Below are 18,406 nucleotides of genomic sequence, written 5' to 3'. Positions count from 1 at the left end.
TCCGTTACCGAATAGAATCCCGGCTCTGCCGCGCCTGGATAGTCGGGTGGGCGCGCCGGAGCGGTCTGCACCCATACTGTGCGAATGACGGGCTTTGGTTGCAGCTTCGCTGGTTGGCGTGCGGGCGCGGGAGCGACGGACACACCCCCTACCGCTTCGCGCGCTCGTCGCTCCAGTGCATCAAGCCAGCCCACCATCAGTGCAACGCTTGGCTTTCATGGCAAAGGTTGGTCTCGAAGTCATCGAGAGCTTCAATGGCTCGTGCCCTCGTCATGCCCATCAGCTCCACGACGCGCGCAATAATTCGCTGACGCTCGGCAACCCTCGCCATCAATTCAGGATCGGTGATGCCGTCCAGAAGCCCGATCATGCCGCCCGCTCCTCTTCCTGCTGCTTCAATTTGAGATACGCCGCGCACTGGCACCCGCCGGAACCGGATGTTGCCATCTGGCGAAGCATCACGGCTGGCACGCCGGGACAGTCTTTCGCTTCCTTGGCAATGCGCGTATCGATAAAGGCGTCGATGTCGGCGCGAAGTTTTTCGATTCGCTCTTCAAGCGGCGGCGTGCGAGTGATCGCCATGTGTCACCTCTGCTGGTTTCTGAATTGCGGCTAGTTCCTGCCGCGCGGTCGCAGCTTCGTTTAGTGCTCGCCTCACGGTCTTTTCGCGTTGCTTGTCATGAGCAGAGAGATAGCGCCGCAAGATGCAGGGCAACTGCGTGAACCGCCATTTGTGCTCTTTCGGCCACGAGCGCGGCGTTTCAACCTCGCCGCCGATCCGGTCCATCGCTTCCGCAACGATCCAGGTGGCTACTGGATTGGCCAGCCCGGCTGCTTCATGCATATCCGCGATGTGATCTACGACCTCCGAAATCGCATCGATCCCAAGGCCGGCATTCTCAAGAGCGAACTGAGCAACAGCGGCAGGCTGTGCGGGGCACGATCGAACGCCCCTCGCCTCACACCAATTGACGAAGGCGGACAGTGCGGCGACCATTGCCGGCGTCTGCTTCAATGGAGCTTCGCCGAATTGCCGCTTGAGCGCCGCCAGCATCGCGGCCTCGTTACGCTGCCAGTGGCTGTCGCGCTCGGCCAGCTTGGCGTTGTTGAGCGCCTGCAATACCGGATTCGTCATCGGCGAGCCTTGATGAGGGCTTGATGCACAGCCTCCAGCTTCGCCCGCAGAGCAAGATTTCCGCCGGTTTCGCGCTGTGTCTCACCTTCGAAGCTCTCGCTCGCGGCGTCCATATCGTTGAGAATTTGCGCCCGCGTGCGTTGATCGTAGGCCGGAAAAAACTCGGCTAGGTACTGCGGCGTCGTTTCAACGCCGTAGGCATTGCGAACTTGATTGATTGTCTGCTTTAGAGTGTCGTTCGCCATTTTACGCCCTCCTCAATGAGCCGATTAGTGATGCAATGTCTTTGGCGTCGCCGTTGCCGCTATCGATCCTGGACCGCGCCCGTGACGTCCTCGCTTCCAGGGCGCTCGCATGCCTTTCGCCGGACGACACGGCGATACCAGGCCGCTGAACGGCGGGAGCTGGCTTAGCAGCCGCAGTAATCTTGGCCTTCTGGATGTCTCGATATTTTGCCGCCTCCCAGATGGTCCGGCGCGCCTCTGCGGTCGAGAGCACTGGATTGGCCTTGAACACGTCAACCATCTGGCGCCGAGTGAAACCGTGCTCGGACAGGTAGGAGATGGTTGCATCAGTGGCCTCGTCAGCCGCCGCCTTGTCGCCACCAAACAATTCGGTAAGGCGAGCGTCCTCGGCCTGCACACTGGCCTCGAACTGCTGATGTGCTATTTGTGCTTGCTGCTGCCGCGCCTGCTGTTGAGCCTGCGTGATCTGGTGCGCCCGGCCGAGAATATTCATCGCCTTGTCGAAGGCAGGAGGATCGGCCTGGGACAAGAGCGCGAGCCCCTGCTCGAACTGCTGCGGTGGCAGCCCTGCCAGATGCGGCACCACTTCTGCTAGCGTCGCCAACGTCGACACTCGCGCGGTTTCCAGGCCGGCCGAATATTGCTCACGGGCTTTAGTTGCTTCGCTGAATTGTGCCTCGACGGCTTCCCGAACCTGCGGGTGCTGCAGCGCCTTCGCCAGATCCGGCGCCAGTCCGTCAACGGGTTCGGCATCCGTTTGGGGTGCCGTCTCGATCGCCGGCTCTGGTTTGCTTCCCGTTGCGGCCAGCTCTTCAGCATCAACGCCGTTGAGATGAGCGCGGAGAGCATCCGCATACGCAGCGACTTCTGCATTTCCGACGGTCTCAATGAGGCTTTCGTGCGCTCGCCGCTCTTCGCCCAGGTACTCGGCGAACTGTTGCTGAGTGAGCGCCTCTTTGGGCTCGCCGTCATCCTCCTTTGTCAGCCCGAGAACGGGCTCTGGCTCAGGATCATGACCGCGGAGCTCTGCAAATGACTCGCCAAGCTCTTTCGCGTCTTCCGGTCCCTTCTCTGCCGACTCTTCAAGCTTCGGCACATAGCCGGCCTTGTGCATCTCGTAGGCTTCGCCCGTGAGGTTGGCGCCGCTTTCCGTGAATTGGCCGGTAGATTCGTCGCGCGTTTCGCTCATGGATCAGATAATCCTCATGATGTAATTGCAGACGATGGTCGGCTGGACGATGCCAAAGGCCGTGCTTGTGCCGCCCTGCGCCGTGCCGGTGAACGTCGCCGTTCCGCCTGAGAATGGCAGGCCGTTTGTCCGAGTGATCCCGGACGTGCCGGTCGACAATGTGTTAATGTCAGGGCTGCCAACGCCCGTGAAGTCCCGCGTAATTTGATTTATTGATGTAATCGCCACCGACCCGCTCGGGGTGTAAGCAGGAAGATTCGCGGTTGCGAGCGTCTGTGTTTCGCCGCCGCCAGTCGCCCCCAACGTGTCGCCATTCAAACCATCGTCAGCGTTGGTTAGACGGTTTGCAGATGAACCGCCCATGTCATCCTTGCCAGCAGAGACGCGCCCCCGCTTGTCGGGCAGTTTAAAGGTAGTGCTGCCGTCGCCGCCGCCATAGGTCGTTCCCATCGCGGCAAACAGGGTCGCATAAGTCGTGCGGCTGATCTCTTGCCCGAACGGGAAGGCGAACGAACTATTGGGCGCGGTCGGCAGCCAATAATCCATCCCGGCGCCCAACGGCACGTTATACGGATTGCCGTAGAAGCCCCGGAGATACCAAACCGCGTCGCTGTTGTCGTAAAGACAGGTATACGGCGTGCCCTCAATCAGTGTTCCGGCAAGCAGTTCAACGCCGGGAGCCGAGCGCAATGGCTTCGCCCCGAGACCGTCCACATTGAGCGTGACCGTTGCGCCGTTCGTCGTGTGGGGAGTGAAGGCAATCATCTGGCCGCTCATGTGAGCCAAACTGTCAAAGGTGCTATAGCTGGCAACCGTGTAGGCCGTTGAAGTCCCCCCGGTAACGATCGCCCCTGAAATGTCGTCGTCGTGCTTCTTCAGCACCGCCATCATCGAGCGGGCACTGTCGTTCACGCTGCTAGGTGCTTGTCCTTCAGCCCACCCGATCGCGCTGTCAGCCGTGGCGTTGCTGGCAGCCGTCTGGCTCCAAATATAGGTCCCGCTGGGCATCAGATTGCCTCGGCCTTCTCGACAACGGGATAGGTCCGCACGACGCGCGAAGCCTCAACACGCATCCAGGGCGGCGTCCGGTAGTGGATCTCGGGGTCAAATAGTTGGCTGTCGGCATAGACAACGGGCAGCCAGCGCCCGCCCTGCTCGTCAGCCGGCTTGTCATTTGCCTGGTGCAGCGCCTTCACCTCGTCGCCGATCACCAACGCCCATTGCTGGATGCCTGCGCCGCCGTCCGGGGGAATGCCAGTAGGATCTCGCCCAGATGCCCGCAGAGCGGCGTAGAGCGCTTGCCGCGCCCACGTCGAGGATTTGCAGCCGGACTCCTCAGCGGCCTCGGCAACGAGTCCTAGCGCCCGTTCAGGCATCATGATCTGGAACGGCTTGCTCATCACCGCTTCCAGACCGGCTTGCCTTCAGTGGTGTAGGCGTGAGCCTTCTGCCGCTGCGGAGCGCGCTCCAGCCCGGCTGCGGAGTCCGTAAAGGTGATGTAGCCGTTATCGGCTAGCCATCGGAACACCACGCGTTGCTCTGCATGGGAAAGCCGCTGGATTGGCGTATGGGTCGAGGCCCGGTTCATTAGCTCGGCTAGCTGGTCGTCGTTCATTGGTCGTGGTCCTGTTCAAATCAGTCCACGCCAATATAGCGACCCCGTAATACTTAATCACGGGAAAACCACTAGAAATCCCTTGTTTTACCGTAGCTTACCTTACAATGCAGTACAACTGTACACTACGTGTCCACAAGCGAGCTAAAATCCTGCGTTGATCGGTCGCAGTCGCGGTTCTCGATCGGCACCGCAAGATCGTCATTCCTCGCGCGCGCGTAAGCGTCGCTTGTGCCTCGCTGCCTCGCGCCAATAAATGTGCTTTCGGGGAACATTTCTTTCCGCGGTTCGTGCTCGGTACTACGGGAGAACCGAGCTAGGCCGCATTGGCACTGGCGTCTATGTCCACCTCACGGAAGTGGAGCAATAGAGCTTCCTTCATCACTCGGAAGATGGTCTCAGGCGGGCTTGAGTCGTCGCTGGGGATGGTTTGCTTAATCAGGCGCAGTACGTCGCCCATGATCTGCCAATCGCTCTCTGTGAGCCCCCCGGGCAATGGCTCGGGCTGGTACGTGAGCTGTGCCGGCGGCTTGGGCTGCTCATCGAGGTTCAGGTCGATGCCGACGCTGGTTTCCCTCCTGCCGGTCAGGGGGTCTGCGTGGCGCTTCCGGGCCTCGTTTGCCGCTTGCTCGATCGCGGCATCATATTCCGGCGTGTCTTTCGGTATTAGCGTTCCGTCTGGCCTGAGCATTGGATAGACGACAACGCGAACGCTGTCGGCCCATCTGAAGATTGTGGTGCCGTTAACCGCCCCATCTTCCGGCCTTACGCCAATCAACTCAATCTTGTTGATCGGATCTAGCTTGGCTTGCTGATCGCCCGCGCTCGCCAGTAACTCTACTTTGTCGCCATACGTCCGCGGCGCATACTTGCCAACCAGCCACTTCAGGTTATCGGTTAGATGCTTCGCCCAGGCCACGACGTCCCGGTCAACGAATATCTTGCCCTCTGCCTCGATCGACCGTTCCGGGTTCAACGAGATTTGGATAACCCGTTCCGCCCAGTAGTCCGCCCAGGCAAGGCGGGAACGCAAGTAATCGTCCCTCAGGTCATCCCGGCCGCGCATCCATCCGTAGAATGCTGTTCGCGTCGGCATGTTGTCGCCCTTGCAAACCTCGGTGAGCAATTCGCCATTGCAAATGCGCTCCAAAATCTGCTCGGCAATCTCGGGGCTGTAGCCCGAACGCTTTTCCTTTTCGCCAATCAGTTCAACTTCCATTTTATGCCTGCAAATTAAGGGGTTTTGATGACGTTACACCGATCTGTTTACTCGGCGCCGACGCAATCGGGAGATATCAGTTTGCGATATTCGTCGATCGCCAAAAACGCCTTGTGCGCCTTCTGCGGGTCGATGCCATCGCGAACAACGAGCGTTTGAAACTCGATAAACAGGCGAAGCTCGCTTTTCAGTCCGGTCATCTTTCGAACGGCAACCGATGACGCGCCGCCGGTCCTGGAGAAAGGCGGCTTGATCCAATCTCGGCAGCTTTGCAGCGTGCGAACCTCAACCCTGCCCCGCAGCTCGAGCGGGATGCCGTCGACATTGGTTGGCGTCCATACGATCAGTGCATTGCAAGCTTTCATAGCTCTACACCCTGGTTAACTATATGTGTGCCGCTACAGATACCGATCATGCAGCCAAACCCCCGTTGACGGTGCCGCTACAGATACCGTGAGAGGTATCAGAGTCTGGCACGGTGCCGCTGGAGATACCGGTCGGTGCCGCTACAGATACCGAGCGGTGCCGCTGTGGGTACCGTGTTTTGTTTTTGTCGGGCGTCCACGTCATGAAATCCTTGGTCGCCAACTTGTTCGTCACGTCGCAATGAAACTCGGTCAGCCGCCATTCAGTGCTGTTGCGAACCTTCAGACTGAAGGCGCCCTTTTTCATCGGAACGATAAAGCCGCGGTCCTGCAACTCGTCCAAGGCTCGCTTCGCCGTCGACGTGCCAATGTGAAATTCTGCCGCCGCCTCGCGGACTGAATAGCCAATCCGCCCGTTGTTGCTGCCGATGCCAGCGTACCGCTTTGCTATGTGAGGGTAGATCGCCCTCGCAATGGCCCCCAGGCTCTTCCAAGCCTGAGAGTCCATCATGTAATGGCAAAGGCGGACGTGGCGCGGCCCCTTGTCTTTGTGTTTGCCGGCCACGCGCTGGTTACTCCCTCGCCCGCTTCGCAAGGGCTTCCATGAACGTCACGGCGTTGTCGGCGCTGATCACGACGTAGGGGTCGCTTTCCTCGTCCCAGGCTTTTTCCTGCCTGATAACGAGACCGCCAAACTTATTGTGATAGACCGCCGTCGCCTTTTGTTCGTGCAGGATGACGGAATCGTCGGTGGACCAATCGAAGTCATCGAAATCTTTCGGAGGAAGCCCCACCGATGCCAAGATGGAGTTGGCCGTTGACCGAACCTTCGTCTCCACCTCGTTCATTCCCAGGACGGCGCGGGCGGCCTCTTCCTTTTCGATCTTGTCGAGCCCCTTCAAGCTTTCCTTGAATGCGGCACCTTCGAAATCGATATGCGGCGCCGACATTTTCAGAAGGTCTTCCGTGGACTTGCCCGCCGTCAGTTCAAGCTGTTTCGGAGTGACTGCCTTGTTCATGCAGCCCTCCAAAGCACGACGGAACGCCCGCCCTCGTTCTTGGCGCGGTCGTCGGTGCGCTCCACCTTGCCGGCGGCCTGTAGCTCGCTCACGCGAGGCCGGACGCTGTACGGGCTCAGGCCGATCGCGTAGGCGATCTGGTCGGAACTGCGGCCTTCCGGGTAGGCTTCCTTGAGCACCGCCAAGACTTGAGCTCGGTGGTTGCGTGCCATCGGTGCCACCGCTTCCGCGGCCTCCCGGCTGGTTTCGGGCGCATTGTGGCGATAGCCGGGGCTGTCGGGATAGTTGGTTGTTGCGCCCTCGGGCGCGGTGTTGTAGTGCATTTGTGTTTCCAATCTGCTGCTTGATGAAGTTTCAGAAAGCCCCGAGCGCTCGCAACGCCGGGGCTTTCGCTTTACGCGCACGCCGGCACGGGCTGCGACGTTGATTGCCGCTTCCCTGCTTCCTTGAATTTTTCGATTGCTTCGTCGGTGTAGCGAACGGCTGACCCGAGTTTCACAAACTCGGGTCCGCGTCCCTGGACACGCCAGCCGTTCAGCGTGTGCTCTGACACGCTAAGCTTTCTGGCGGCCTCTTTGACAGTGTTCATTGTGAATGCCTCTCATTGGTTGAAGAGGCTTCATAATGTTCTCGCTTAGTTCGCTTCGCCAGCGCGAACGCTGGACGCTATTTCCCCGGCAATTTTCGTCGCGGTGCTTTCTTTGGACGAAAAATCAAAACATTATTCGTCTTGGGCAGGTGCGCCCTTTTCATCTTCTCAATGATGCGCTCAATCCTCTTTACGTGAGCGGCGGTGGTCTTGTTCTTGTCGAGGTCGCAGCCCTTATCTCTGATCCCGGCGTCAATGATGCTCGCCAGCGATTTGCCTGTGCGGTCGCTCAAATACTCGATAATGACAAGCATGTCGGGACCGGCGATGGCGTCTTTCGTTGGGCGCCCACGGCCACGCGCTGGCTTTGCCCGGGCCTGCAACAAGTCGATCAGCGGCGTCAGCTCGGCTTGGATTGTTGCGGCTGATGCAGATCCCGGCAACTCGCGATCTGGCGCGGCAGCGTGCCATCCGCAGTTGAATTGAATCCTGTCGCTCAGGTTCTCCGCCACCGCACGCGCCGCCTTCTGGATGTTTGGCTTCATCGTTGTGGGGCCGTCGAGAAGGCGGCGCATTAAATTTAGCTGCATCAATAGCCGCGTCTGTTCTGTAGGTTCCAATTGTCCGATCATTTGCCCCTCGCGATCTGCACCACATTGTCGGCCGGCGGGTTGAGGATCAGCGCCACAAGCTGCGCCAGCGCCTCGAACGCCTTGCGCTTTTCGTCCAGGTATTCATACCGATCATAGGTGCCACGTACGCCGGGGATAACGTGTCCCTCTGCACGTTCGGCGTGATCGGCCGGGACGCCCGCGCGCGACATCAGCGTGCGCGCGGTGCGCCTCAGGTCGTGCAGGGTCCACCGCGGCATTGCGGGCTTACCAGCGGCCTTCCTAAGCTTCGCAATATGCCTGTTAAGCTCAGCCTTAGCTTTGCTGAAGCCGCTGAATGCCGTCTTGCCCATCGGCCGGTTTGTGGTCGCGGTCGAGAACAGGAAATAGGCGTTGATGCCTTTTGCGGGTGCCGGCGCCGTCTTGAGGTTTTCCAACGCCATCGCGGACAATGGGACCACGTGGTCAAGTTTGTTTTTGTACCGCTCCGCAGGAATTGTCCAAAGATCCCCATCCAGCTCGGTGACGTTCATTTCGGAGGATTCATTCCGGCGCGTCATGGTCAGCAACAGGTTGCGGACGTAGGCCGGATAGCAGGTCGGCTTCTCCATCAGGTCGAGCGCTGCCCATACATCCCTGATCTCGTCGTCTGTCAGGATCCGCTTGCGCGCCCTCTCCTTCGGCTTGGTCTTTGCCATGCCGCGGACGATCGGCGATTTAAACTCGTCGTCCTGCACCATCTGCCAGTTGAGCGCCTTGCGGACGTGGGCCAGTACCCGGTCGGCCATGACAGGGCCGTTCTCGGCCTTGATCTCGTTGAGCATGGTGGTGATGTCACTGCGCTTGAGGTCGTAAATCGACTTATCCCCAAGGCGCGGCCGGACGTGGTTTTTGAATGCGGCCTTCACCTGATCGCCGCTGCGCAGTCCCTCGACGTGGTCCTTCTCGAAGGCGTCAAGGATGGCGTTGACGGTATTGATTTCGGCCCGCTTCTCGCGCTTCGCTTCCGCTCGGGTTTCCTCCTGCTCGCCCTTGGGGTCTTTGCCGTGCGCAACCTCACCCGCCCGCCTCTTCGCGAGGGTGCGAGCCTGTTCCGCGGTAATGGTGCCGTGGATCCCCAGGCTGATAAGCCGCTGTTGGTTGGTTCCCTTGACGCGGTAGCGATAGGCATAGGAAGCCGCGCCACTGTCCAGCCGCCGGACGATAAAACCCCTGATCGCACTATCGGCGATCCGCTCGCCAGGCTGAAGTCGGTCAACCGCTGTCTTCGTGATCTTCCCAACTGCCATAGGAAAAAATCCTTATGTGTACAAAAATCAAAAGGTCGGAGTGTCCACCTTATGTACACATGCGGCGCGCAAATCAAGACAAATCGCCACCAAACTAGACAAGCGCGGAAATGCCGATAGAATCTGCATTTCTCGGTGGTTTCGAGCAAACTGGAGGATTTTCAATGGCTTCGCTTGTGGACATGCCCATAACTTTTAATCATGGGGTCGAGGGTTCGAGTCCCTCCGCGCTCACCAATGAAATCAATCGCTTAGGCCAATTTACGGCAGCGCGCATCGGCGCAATTTTCGACCGGGGCCACTCTTGGGGCCACAACGCGCTCTAAATTCCACCGCTGGCCACAAGAATATCAATTGGCAAGCTGCACTTAGTTAGAAGCAATTTCGAAATCCAATCAACGATGACTGAAAATGATCGAAAAGATTTAGCGAGACGTCATTTGGACGCGGCCGAAAGCTGGCTACGCAGGCTCATCGAATCAAAGCTACCGAAATGGTTCGGGGCAAATTATCTCGGCCCCGACGAGGCTGGCGGTTGTCGGGCAATATCCAAGGATATCCGACGGCAAATAAACGATCGATTTGAGTCCGATCGATCGCGATTTCCTCGTCTCATTGATGCGGCCAACCTGGGTCATGCAATAACCATTGCACTTCACCCTGAGCTGTACCCGGGAAATTTTCGAGACGCTTTGGGCGGTGCGTTTCCGGATGGCGCCGTAGAAGCCAGAACCTTTCTCAGCCGCCTTGAAGAGATTCGAAACAAGCTCGCGCACGGCGGTACATGTAGCGAACGGGATCTAGAGCGCGCAGTTTGCTATTCAAACGACGTCATCGACTCGATCAAGCAACACTTCAAAGAGCAAAACATGGAACGGGAATTCAATGTTCCAACATTCATTCGCGTTGTCGACAATCGTGGAAACGAATTTCATCTAGCTCACGATCCCAACCAACAAATGCATGTTTTTGACTTACGCCAACAAGGAAACGGCGATCTGTACGTCGGTGACGAACTAGTACTTGAGGCTGAGGTCGATCCCAATTTTGCTAGCTATAAGCTCGATTGGCTCACCTTTAATGGAGATTACGGTCAAGGTCTTCCGATGAAATTGCGCATCGGTATGAAGCACGTTGGGGTTCAATTGATCGTTCGTCTAAATGTCCGATCTTCCGAGCCATGGCACAGGCTTCACGATGGAATCGACGACATCATTGAGCTTCGCTACCGCGTTGTTCCGCCGACCTAAATCAACGGAAACGGCATAACCTTCGTAGTGTGCTGCGGTCCGCTTAATTCCGTCAGCGCCCACACAAGCGCGTCGACTCGATCCGGCGAATAACCAATCCGCGCCCTGTCGAAGTCACTCGTGAATGCGCACATCGGAGGTTATCAGCGGCATCGCCGGGTCTACTAAAGTGAACCGCATGGCCGCAGGACCGCTTACGCCATGCTCTTGTCTTGGCATCATATGCGACACTGGGGCCCGGGAAAAAGTGGCAGGCGTGAAGCTAATATGACAGTGATGGGCTTGCCGGGTAGCCTTTGCTGCCAGCCCCGCGAGGGTACCTAAAGCCGTTGGATTAGCGGCCCCGCTGCAGCGTTGCGTATCCGTGCCGGGGCCGCTGGCCGCAATGAGCCCGCCAGCGTCACCGGCGGCAGCTTGGATCCGAGCAGAGCAAAGGAACGGTATTCACGGCACCAATTTAACCTAACCCGTGCTCAAGACAGCGAGGAGCCGCCATGATGATCCGCTTTGCTTATTTTGGGGCCTTCTTTGTAGCTTTTGCTTTTGCCGAACCAGCTTTTGCCGCGGGCGAATGTGGAGTCGGGTGCAGCAGCACGTCTGAAGGGGCTTGTGTCCGCGATGGATGGCAGCAAGGTTTGCCGGTTCGGAACGTGTGCCCGGCCACATCCCAGCCATCTCCCCCTTGCGGCCCATATCACCGATGGAGTCGGCAATCCATGATGTGCATACCGCGTTGAATCGACCGGCTAGCAGCCCGGCAATACGCAACGCACCGGGGCCGCCGCCCCAGGAGATACCCCCGGCTAGGGGCTTTGGGGGCATGTAACCATCTGAGGCATTGTCGAAATAAGACTCTGACCAGGATCACGGTGGACGCCGAAAGGGGTCAATATTCGAAGCCCGGACACAGCAAAGCAACCTGCGACCCCGTGGCCGTTCGCCAAGCGGAACTGTTCGGCATCGGAGGCGTTTTTTGTCGCACTGAAGAAACGCCGTTGGGGACGCATGTGCTGATGCGAAACGACCGAACTGCGTTTACGCTTAAGTGTCCCGCGTGCGGTCGGGCGACGCCACATCGGTTTCTTTACATCAAGAACGGTTGCGACATCTTTCAATGTCGGGACTGTGGACTGGGACGCACCGAGGCATCGAGCTTCGATCCCCTCGCCTATTATGACGATGGTTACTTTTCCGGCCATCAGTCCGACGGCTACGCCGATTATCGCGGCGCCGAACCCGTGCTACGGCGCGAGTTCGCCCGCACGGTCGAGTTCATCCAGCACCGCAAGCCACAGGGCCGCCTGCTCGAGATCGGTTGCGCCTACGGCTTCTTTCTCGATGAAGCCCGCCGCGCGGGATTTGAGGTGAGCGGCATCGAGCCGGCGGGCCAGGCTGCTGCCCATGCTGGCGATCTCGGCTTGAACGTCATCTGCGGGCCGCTGAGCGAAGCTACTCTCAAGTCGCTTGGCACCCTGGATGTTATCGTCCTCCTCGACGTCATCGAGCATCTGCCCGACCCGCAGGAAGCCCTCGCGCTGCTCGCGGACCATCTCCGGCCGGACGGAATCATCGTGCTGACGACCGGCGACTTCGGCTCCTTGGCGGCGCGGTCGACCGGCGTGCACTGGCGCCTGATGACGCCTCCGCAGCACCTGTGGTTCTTCAATCGCGCCAGCATCGCGTCTCTGGCCCAATCGGTCGGCTGTCGCGTCGAGAGTGCTGATTACCCCTGGAAATTCGTGCCGTTCTCGCTGATCGCCTTCCAGGTCGGTCGCATGCTCGGCCGCAAGATCGCGGCCAGCCCGACCGGCAACCGGTTCGCCATTCCGGTGAACCTGTTTGACGCGATGCGCGTGGTCTTGAGCAAGGCGCCACCATGTCCGGATACGAGCCCCCCATGATAGAGCGCCTCAACGTCAGCCGGATTCGCAATCCCTGGATCGTTGTCGCGGCGTACAATGAAGCGCCGGTGGTCGGCAGCGTCGTGTCCGGCATTCGCCGCGCCGGATACACTGTCGTCGTGGTCGATGACGGCTCCAGTGACCGGACCGGCGACGTTGCGTTACTCGCAGGCGCGGTCGTCGTCCGGCATCCGGTCAACCTCGGACAGGGCGCCGCGCTGCAGACCGGCATCGACTACGCCCTCAAGCGGCGTGCGGATGCGCTCGTCACGTTCGACGCCGACGGCCAGCATTCCCCCGTGGCCATCGCGGCGCTGCTCGCGGCGATCGAGCAGCCCGGCATCGATTTCGCGCTCGGCAGCCGCTTTCTCACCGGCGCGACGGCAAATCTGCCGGTGTCGCGCCGCATCCTGCTCAGCACCGCGCTTTGGTTCACGCGCGTGAGCACCGGACTGCCGCTCACCGATACCCACAATGGCCTACGAGCGATGACCGCGCGCGGCGCCCGCGCGATCGCCTTGCGACAGAACCGAATGGCGCACGCGTCCGAGATCCTGCACCAGATCGCGCAGAGCCGCCTGCGCTTTGTCGAGGTGCCGGTGAACATCGAGTACAGCGCCTATTCGCTGGGCAAGGGTCAACGCTTCACCGATGCGCTGGCCATCCTGATCGATCTGTTTGCGCGGAGGCTCTACCGATGATCGCGCAGCTATTGTTGACGGCCTTTCTGGCGTTGGTTCTGGTCTACGCCTGGTCGGAGCATCGGACGGTGCCGATCATCGGCCCGCTCGCGAGCGGCGCTGCGCTCGCCGGCCTCTACTTCGTTTGGGTGCCGGAGCATGCCACCGCGCTTGCGGCCTTCGTGGGAATTGGCCGCGGCTCCGACCTCATCGTCTACACCTGGGTCGTGATCAGCCTGCTCATCATGCTCAACTTGCATCTCAAGTTGCGGCTCCAGCTCGATATGATCACGCGTCTGGCGCGCGCCGTCGCGATCGATCGCGCCAAGGAGAGCCGGCGTGAGGCAGGCCAGCCGCGAAAACGTCGCCCGGTCATGTTGGGCCGAAAGGCCGAGGCGCCCCCGATCGAATTGCAGGCGAAGAAATAGATTGTTAAGTCGCGCCCGAAATTGGCGTCACTCGCCGAGCCCGCGACGATTGACGTAGATCTGGGCGAACGAGCGGCCAAATCGCGTGACCTCATCAACCAGTACGGCCGACGTGCCCTTGGCACAAGGCCAGCGCTCGGTGGCGATCAGGTAGTCGGCCTTCTGCAGATCGGTTTCGGCAATCCAGTTGCGACGGAACATCACGCCGGCCAGTTGCTCGCGCCAGCCCAGGCAGACCAGCACGCGCGGTGGATCTCCCGCGAACCGGCCTTCGGCGTCAATTCGACCCTCGAGGCGGCGCAGCGCCTCGGGAGCCGCCATGCCCCAATAGTCGAGGTCGAATCGGCCGTAAGCGCCGGCGACGCCGCCTGCCAGACTGTTCATCGCGATATATTCGAGCGGATGCAGGATGACGAGCGTCACCACGATGACGGCCGCGTGCGCGGCCCCGAGGGCCGCGGGCACAATCGGGAAGCGTCGCAACAAGGGCAAGAGGCTCGTCAGCCCGCGCGCGGCCACGATGGCGAGCATTGGAATCACGAACAATATGTGGCGGACACCGTCATAGAGCGTCGAGCCCTGCAGGATGAGCACCCCGATAGGTCCGAACGCCGCCACACTGGCGACAAGCACCGCGCGCGATCCCGCGAGCTCGGCCGCGACAGGTCGCAGTCCCACGACGCCGGACCGACGCAGGGCGCCGAGGGCGGCGCGCGTCCACGACCCTGCGGCACCGATCCAGACCGCCATGCCGAGCAACAGCAACGCCAAAAAGCCCTCGGGCAAACGCGCCACGAGCTGTCCGGGAATGTACCAGGCGGGCAGTTTATCCGTGAACGTGCGCCGGCCCCAGTTCTGGAATTCGAACGAGGTGTCGAGTGGAGCAAAGTGCCGATAGGCCTCGAGGAATCGCATGAGCGGATTTCCAGTCTGCAACCACGGCCAGAGCGCAATCGCCGTCAGCCAGGCGACGAGGATGACGAGCAGCATATGCAAGGCGATCTGGCGCAATTGGCCGTAGCCCGCGCGGCCATGGCGCAGCAGCGCCTCGAGCGCGCACAGGCTCATGCCGCCGACGAGGTAGGCGTGCGTGATCACCCCGCCGGTGCGCGTCGCAATGGCGAGGCCAGTGACAAGGCCCGTCGCAAGGGTCAGACGCCAGCTCGGCACCTCCTGCCGCACCATCAGGACGATCGCGAGCGTCGACCAGCTCATGGCGAACAGGAACGGCACGTCGATCGGGGCGAAGAACAGGTTGCCGTACAGGTAGCCGGTCAGCAGGCACAGGGCGAGCGCCGTCAACCCAGCCCAGTACCCGACCGTGAGCCGTGCTATCGGCACGACGGCGGCGAGCCCAGCGAGGCCGAACAGGAAGGTGATGGCGTGACGGACCGTGATCGGGTTCGCGAGCTCAAGCGACTGCACGGCCGCGATGAGCATCTGAAACCACGGTCCATACATCCACAGATACTCTTCGACCGTCTCGAACTGAGACCGGTCGGTAAAGGCGCTCGCGTACCAGGCAAGCGCCTTTGGGCCGTAATCGTCCGTATTGAATTCGTCAGTCGACACCCCGTAATCCGCGGCGGTCGCAAGCCCGATGACCAAGGCCACGCCCAGCACAAGGAGCACGAGCAACGTCTCCGCATGACGAGCAGCAAATGCGAGGCCGAGTTTCGGCCGCGCAAATTCAGAGCCGTCGCCATTCACCCGTTCAAGCGCCATGCATTGTCCTTAACCGGTTGCATGGCGACGCGCTGGTGCCGTCCGGAATGTGGTGGGAATTCGCGCCGCGGAATCGCCGGCCGCTTGAAGCTATCTCTTGAGAGGACAAGGTCACTTGGCTGATCGATGGGCGCGGTGGCGAGCGTTTGCCAGCCATCGACCTTGCGCATGTTGATCTGGCCGGAGGCGAGAGCATCGCTACGTACCACCAATGCGATCGAGCGGCTCCACCAGGAATTCAAGCCACGAATTAGGACGCAGACGGTTCTGCCATCGGCCGACACCGCCGCAGCATCACGTCAGAAATCTCGCTCAACCACCTAATCGGGAACGAACTCCCAGCGCACCTCAAGTGTTGTCCGATGAGCTTCATAACACGCCTGAAGGGAACTTTGTTCCAAAGTTCAAATCAGGTCCCCTAAGGCAGCAGCAATGGCGATCCTTGTCACCGGAGGTGCCGGATACGTTGGGAGCCACATGGTGTACGAACTCGTTGATCGTGGCGAACAGCCCGTCGTGATCGATGATTTTTCGTCGGGGTGCGAATGGGCAATACCATCCGGAGTTCCGGTTTTCGTTGAGGACATCGGGGATCAGCGGCGAGTTGCGGCGCTGATCGCGAAGTATGGGATTTCGGAGATCATTCATTTTGCGGCTTCTGTCGTTGTCCCGGAGTCAGTTGCCGAACCCCTTCTATATTATCGCAACAACACAGAAAATTCCCGAAGCCTGTTCGAGATCGCAATCAGGAGTGGAGTGCAGCGCTTCATCTTCTCATCGACGGCGGCGGTATACGGAAATCCGCCGGCAAATCCTGTCACGGAAGAGACGCCCGTCGCGCCCCTATCACCTTACGGCTTATCCAAATTCATGGCTGAAACAATGCTGCGCGATGCAGCACGCGCTCACGGCCTGCGCTACGTCATCTTGAGATATTTCAATGTAGCAGGCGCCGATCCTGCTCTGCGCACCGGACAGGCAACGCGAGGGGCAACGCATCTTCTCAAGGTTGCAGCGGAAACCGCCGTGGGTCTGCGAGAGAAGATGCAGGTTTTCGGCACCGATTATCCCACGCCTGATGGGACCTGCATTCGCGACTATATCCACGTGAGCGATCTCGTAAACGCTCATTGTCACGCGCTTTCATACCTCCGCGGTGGTGGAGAGTCCCTGACGCTAAATTGCGGCTGCGGCCACGGCTTTTCGGTCTTGCAGGTGATCGAGGCCATGCAGCACGAATCCGGAAACGACTTTCCCGTCGAACTTGCCGCCCGCCGGCCTGGCGATCCGGCGGAGATCGTGGCCTCGGCGCAGCGGATGCGCGATCTGCTGGGCTGGCGGCCCCAATGGGATGATCTTTCCCTGATCGTCCGCCATGCGCTTGCTTGGGAACGCAAACTATTGGCGCAAGGTAACGCGACGCAGCGCTTGGCAACTACGGCTCTGCCTCACCCCGACAGCGGAAATCCGCCACCTAGGACCGTTTGGGTCAGCAGGCCTCGGTCGAGCCGCGCATTCCGCGCCTCGCAGGACGCCTCGGGGACGAGCAAACAGGCGTGACAGGCGGCGCCCTGCAGCGGATATTCGTCGCTTCCCTCGCTGCTGGGATCATTCGAGCGAAGCGTGAGGCGCTTCGTCGTTCGAAAGTCCTCGACCGCTGCCTTTACAACTAGCGGAGAGCGAAATGGCTGAGAGAATAGACGTTGAGGTTACCGGCAAATCGCAGTTTGAAGTCGCCCACGACATGGCGAGGTTCATTCTAATTAATATGGAAGGACGTCAGGTGAAGCGCATAAAGCGGCAAGAGTTCTTGCATTTGGTGGCTGACTGCATCGAGGCCTTGCGCGGCATCAAGGTCAGGGAGATTGTCAGCTAAAAAGTAAGGCGCTCCTGCAGGCTCCAGCCTCCACTTGTCCGTCCAAGCAATCAAGTTGGTGACAAGGTTTGCGAGCGAGGACGCCGCGGAAAAATGGTTCGAGGAGAACGATCCGGAAGCTGTGGCCTTCGAGTATGAGGTCTTGGAGTGAATGCCGAAGGAGGCTCTGATGCGCATTCTGGCTTTAGCGATTTTGGCTATCGGAATAGTCTCAATAGGGCCGGTGGCGGCCCAGACATACGATCCGGCCTATCCGGTTTGCCTGCGGGTATATGGCCCGGCCACCTATTACGAATGCCGCTACACGTCGCTGCCTCAATGCAACGCATCGGCATCGGGCCGCTCGGCACAGTGCGTCATCAATCCATATTTCGGAGGTTATCAGCGGCATCGCCGGGTCTACTAACGTGAACCGCATTGGCCGCAGGACCGCTTACGCCATGCTCTTGGTGCTGGCCATCGTATGGCAGACGCTGGGGTCACTGTAGCCTCGCGGGTCCTCGTTGCCGGAGCCTTCCAACAATGGAAGGCTCTGCGCACGACGTTGCCGGACGACATGCGCAGAGCCGCGCCACGCCAGGGCACTCCCCAAAGGGCACTCCCCAAAGTGGCTCATTCAGGCTGATTTCGATTCTTGGCAGAATTGGGCGCGATGCAGCGCCCGCAGAAAATTACCTTTGGAGAGATGCGCGAATCCGGCGTCTTCGGTGTCGTCGTGTTCTGCGGCGATTATCACCGTAGCCATTCGACTGTCCTCGACGCCGATCGCTGGCATGACCATGTGAGGCCGCTATTTTGAGAAGCCAGGTGTTTGAGAAGCCAGGTGTGCCTGAAACCGGGTTCCATCTTTGGAGCGCTTTAAGGATTTAGTGCTACTAAGGCAGTATTTTAAAGTGGGCATATTGCGATGGTGGAAACCCGGATTGCTCCTCGTGTTCGCGTCATGAAGCCGGCCAAGATCGATTACGGCGGCGACAAGTATCCTTGCACTGTTCGTGACATATCCAGCACGGGCGCGGCGCTGGACTTTTCCGAGCTGATCCGCATTCCCGATGAGTTCACATTGATCTTGCCGGATGACAAGCTAAAGCTCCCTTGTCGCGTTGTGTGGCGCAAAGAGTACAGACTTGGCGTGGTCTTCGACCTGTAGCTCTATGCAGCCGTTCGGCTCCCGATGTCCGGCTGCTCTACCCTCGCCGCCCCAATGGGCATTGGCTTACCGCCTGAAGTAGTTATGACGCTCTTCGCTTTCGGGCTAACAATTCGAAGC

General features: G+C 59.8%; 27 protein-coding genes. 9 read left to right on the top strand and 18 right to left on the bottom strand.

Going from position 1 to position 18,406, the window contains the following annotated elements:
• Window positions 1–196 precede the first annotated feature (196 nt).
• The 16 genes from V1277_RS31015 to V1277_RS30945 all read right to left on the bottom strand — a co-directional run bounded on the left by V1277_RS31015 (window position 197) and on the right by V1277_RS30945 (window position 9,276).
• A complete protein-coding gene (locus tag V1277_RS31015) occupies window positions 197–370 on the bottom strand; it encodes a hypothetical protein (RefSeq protein ID WP_334419522.1) in 174 nt (57 codons plus the stop codon).
• Entirely contained in the window at window positions 367–582 is a 216-nt protein-coding gene (locus tag V1277_RS31010; RefSeq protein WP_334419521.1) for a hypothetical protein, read from the bottom strand. The genes V1277_RS31015 and V1277_RS31010 overlap by 4 nt, the downstream gene beginning before the upstream one ends.
• Window positions 554–1,120, bottom strand: a complete 567-nt coding sequence (locus V1277_RS31005; RefSeq protein WP_334419520.1) for a hypothetical protein — start codon at window positions 1,118–1,120, stop codon at window positions 554–556. Before V1277_RS31005 ends, V1277_RS31010 begins: the two co-directional genes overlap by 29 nt.
• 11 nt (window positions 1,121–1,131) lie before the next feature.
• Window positions 1,132–1,380 (bottom strand): hypothetical protein, encoded by a 249-nt coding sequence (locus V1277_RS31000; protein ID WP_334419519.1) that lies wholly within the window; start codon window positions 1,378–1,380, stop codon window positions 1,132–1,134.
• A gap of 1 nt (window position 1,381) precedes the next feature.
• Window positions 1,382–2,569 carry a hypothetical protein gene (locus V1277_RS30995; RefSeq protein ID WP_334419518.1) on the bottom strand — a complete coding sequence of 396 codons (1,188 nt, stop codon included), beginning with the start codon at window positions 2,567–2,569 and terminating at the stop codon, window positions 1,382–1,384.
• Between the two features lie 3 nt (window positions 2,570–2,572).
• Window positions 2,573–3,577 carry a phage tail protein gene (locus tag V1277_RS30990; protein ID WP_334419517.1) on the bottom strand — a complete coding sequence of 335 codons (1,005 nt, stop codon included), beginning with the start codon at window positions 3,575–3,577 and terminating at the stop codon, window positions 2,573–2,575.
• Complete coding sequence (locus V1277_RS30985) at window positions 3,577–3,969, bottom strand: hypothetical protein (RefSeq protein ID WP_334419516.1); 393 nt, start codon at window positions 3,967–3,969, stop codon at window positions 3,577–3,579. Before V1277_RS30985 ends, V1277_RS30990 begins: the two co-directional genes overlap by 1 nt.
• The gene (locus tag V1277_RS30980) at window positions 3,969–4,184 is read right to left on the bottom strand and encodes a hypothetical protein (protein ID WP_334419515.1); all 216 of its coding nucleotides are present in this window, start codon (window positions 4,182–4,184) and stop codon (window positions 3,969–3,971) included. Before V1277_RS30980 ends, V1277_RS30985 begins: the two co-directional genes overlap by 1 nt.
• A gap of 316 nt (window positions 4,185–4,500) precedes the next feature.
• On the bottom strand, window positions 4,501–5,403 hold the full coding sequence (locus V1277_RS30975) for a hypothetical protein (protein WP_334419514.1): 903 nt from the start codon (window positions 5,401–5,403) through the stop codon (window positions 4,501–4,503).
• 47 nt (window positions 5,404–5,450) lie between these two features.
• Window positions 5,451–5,768 carry a hypothetical protein gene (locus V1277_RS30970; protein ID WP_334419513.1) on the bottom strand — a complete coding sequence of 106 codons (318 nt, stop codon included), beginning with the start codon at window positions 5,766–5,768 and terminating at the stop codon, window positions 5,451–5,453.
• Window positions 5,769–5,814: 46 nt separating this feature from the next.
• Entirely contained in the window at window positions 5,815–6,333 is a 519-nt protein-coding gene (locus V1277_RS30965; protein WP_334419512.1) for a hypothetical protein, read from the bottom strand.
• A gap of 7 nt (window positions 6,334–6,340) precedes the next feature.
• Entirely contained in the window at window positions 6,341–6,787 is a 447-nt protein-coding gene (locus V1277_RS30960; protein ID WP_334419510.1) for a hypothetical protein, read from the bottom strand.
• A complete protein-coding gene (locus V1277_RS30955; RefSeq protein ID WP_334419509.1) occupies window positions 6,784–7,110 on the bottom strand; it encodes a hypothetical protein in 327 nt (108 codons plus the stop codon). Before V1277_RS30955 ends, V1277_RS30960 begins: the two co-directional genes overlap by 4 nt.
• Before the next feature lie 71 nt (window positions 7,111–7,181).
• On the bottom strand, window positions 7,182–7,376 hold the full coding sequence (locus V1277_RS35115; RefSeq protein WP_442894540.1) for a helix-turn-helix domain-containing protein: 195 nt from the start codon (window positions 7,374–7,376) through the stop codon (window positions 7,182–7,184).
• A 77-nt stretch (window positions 7,377–7,453) separates the two neighbouring features.
• The gene (locus V1277_RS30950) at window positions 7,454–8,008 is read right to left on the bottom strand and encodes a hypothetical protein (RefSeq protein WP_334419507.1); all 555 of its coding nucleotides are present in this window, start codon (window positions 8,006–8,008) and stop codon (window positions 7,454–7,456) included.
• On the bottom strand, window positions 8,005–9,276 hold the full coding sequence (locus V1277_RS30945) for a tyrosine-type recombinase/integrase (protein ID WP_334419506.1): 1,272 nt from the start codon (window positions 9,274–9,276) through the stop codon (window positions 8,005–8,007). Before V1277_RS30945 ends, V1277_RS30950 begins: the two co-directional genes overlap by 4 nt.
• A gap of 401 nt (window positions 9,277–9,677) precedes the next feature.
• Here V1277_RS30945 and V1277_RS30940 point away from each other — a divergent pair, with 401 nt between their 5' ends.
• The 4 genes from V1277_RS30940 (at window position 9,678) to V1277_RS30925 (ending at window position 13,535) form a co-directional block, all read left to right on the top strand.
• Window positions 9,678–10,526, top strand: coding sequence for a hypothetical protein (locus V1277_RS30940; protein WP_334419505.1), 849 nt, complete (start codon window positions 9,678–9,680; stop codon window positions 10,524–10,526).
• A gap of 1,013 nt (window positions 10,527–11,539) precedes the next feature.
• Window positions 11,540–12,427, top strand: coding sequence for a class I SAM-dependent methyltransferase (locus V1277_RS30935; RefSeq protein ID WP_334419504.1), 888 nt, complete (start codon window positions 11,540–11,542; stop codon window positions 12,425–12,427).
• Window positions 12,403–13,128 (top strand): glycosyltransferase family 2 protein, encoded by a 726-nt coding sequence (locus tag V1277_RS30930; protein WP_334419503.1) that lies wholly within the window; start codon window positions 12,403–12,405, stop codon window positions 13,126–13,128. The genes V1277_RS30935 and V1277_RS30930 overlap by 25 nt, the downstream gene beginning before the upstream one ends.
• Window positions 13,125–13,535 carry a DUF2304 domain-containing protein gene (locus V1277_RS30925; protein ID WP_334419502.1) on the top strand — a complete coding sequence of 137 codons (411 nt, stop codon included), beginning with the start codon at window positions 13,125–13,127 and terminating at the stop codon, window positions 13,533–13,535. The genes V1277_RS30930 and V1277_RS30925 overlap by 4 nt, the downstream gene beginning before the upstream one ends.
• 27 nt (window positions 13,536–13,562) lie before the next feature.
• Here V1277_RS30925 and V1277_RS30920 read toward each other — a convergent pair whose 3' ends face one another.
• Together V1277_RS30920 and V1277_RS30915 are read right to left on the bottom strand one after the other, a co-directional pair.
• Complete coding sequence (locus tag V1277_RS30920; RefSeq protein ID WP_334419501.1) at window positions 13,563–15,260, bottom strand: hypothetical protein; 1,698 nt, start codon at window positions 15,258–15,260, stop codon at window positions 13,563–13,565.
• Entirely contained in the window at window positions 15,242–15,544 is a 303-nt protein-coding gene (locus tag V1277_RS30915) for a hypothetical protein (RefSeq protein WP_334420553.1), read from the bottom strand. The genes V1277_RS30920 and V1277_RS30915 overlap by 19 nt, the downstream gene beginning before the upstream one ends.
• Window positions 15,545–15,692: 148 nt before the next feature.
• Here V1277_RS30915 and galE point away from each other — a divergent pair, with 148 nt between their 5' ends.
• The 5 genes from galE to V1277_RS30890 all read left to right on the top strand — a co-directional run bounded on the left by galE (window position 15,693) and on the right by V1277_RS30890 (window position 18,286).
• Entirely contained in the window at window positions 15,693–16,820 is a 1,128-nt protein-coding gene (gene galE, locus V1277_RS30910; protein ID WP_334419500.1) for a UDP-glucose 4-epimerase GalE, read from the top strand.
• A 124-nt stretch (window positions 16,821–16,944) separates the two neighbouring features.
• Entirely contained in the window at window positions 16,945–17,136 is a 192-nt protein-coding gene (locus V1277_RS30905; protein WP_156908450.1) for a hypothetical protein, read from the top strand.
• 169 nt (window positions 17,137–17,305) lie between these two features.
• Window positions 17,306–17,542: a DUF3551 domain-containing protein gene (locus V1277_RS30900; protein WP_083754501.1), complete on the top strand. Its 237-nt coding sequence runs from the start codon at window positions 17,306–17,308 to the stop codon at window positions 17,540–17,542.
• Window positions 17,543–17,770: 228 nt separating this feature from the next.
• Complete coding sequence (locus tag V1277_RS30895; protein WP_334419498.1) at window positions 17,771–17,935, top strand: hypothetical protein; 165 nt, start codon at window positions 17,771–17,773, stop codon at window positions 17,933–17,935.
• Between the two features lie 108 nt (window positions 17,936–18,043).
• Complete coding sequence (locus V1277_RS30890) at window positions 18,044–18,286, top strand: PilZ domain-containing protein (protein ID WP_334375282.1); 243 nt, start codon at window positions 18,044–18,046, stop codon at window positions 18,284–18,286.
• The last annotated feature ends 120 nt before the right edge of the window (window positions 18,287–18,406 follow it).

Origin of the sequence: Bradyrhizobium sp. AZCC 1588 (assembly GCF_036924735.1) — a bacterium.
GTDB lineage: Bacteria > Pseudomonadota > Alphaproteobacteria > Rhizobiales > Xanthobacteraceae > Bradyrhizobium.
This window is presented reverse-complemented; position numbering and strand designations above follow the sequence as displayed.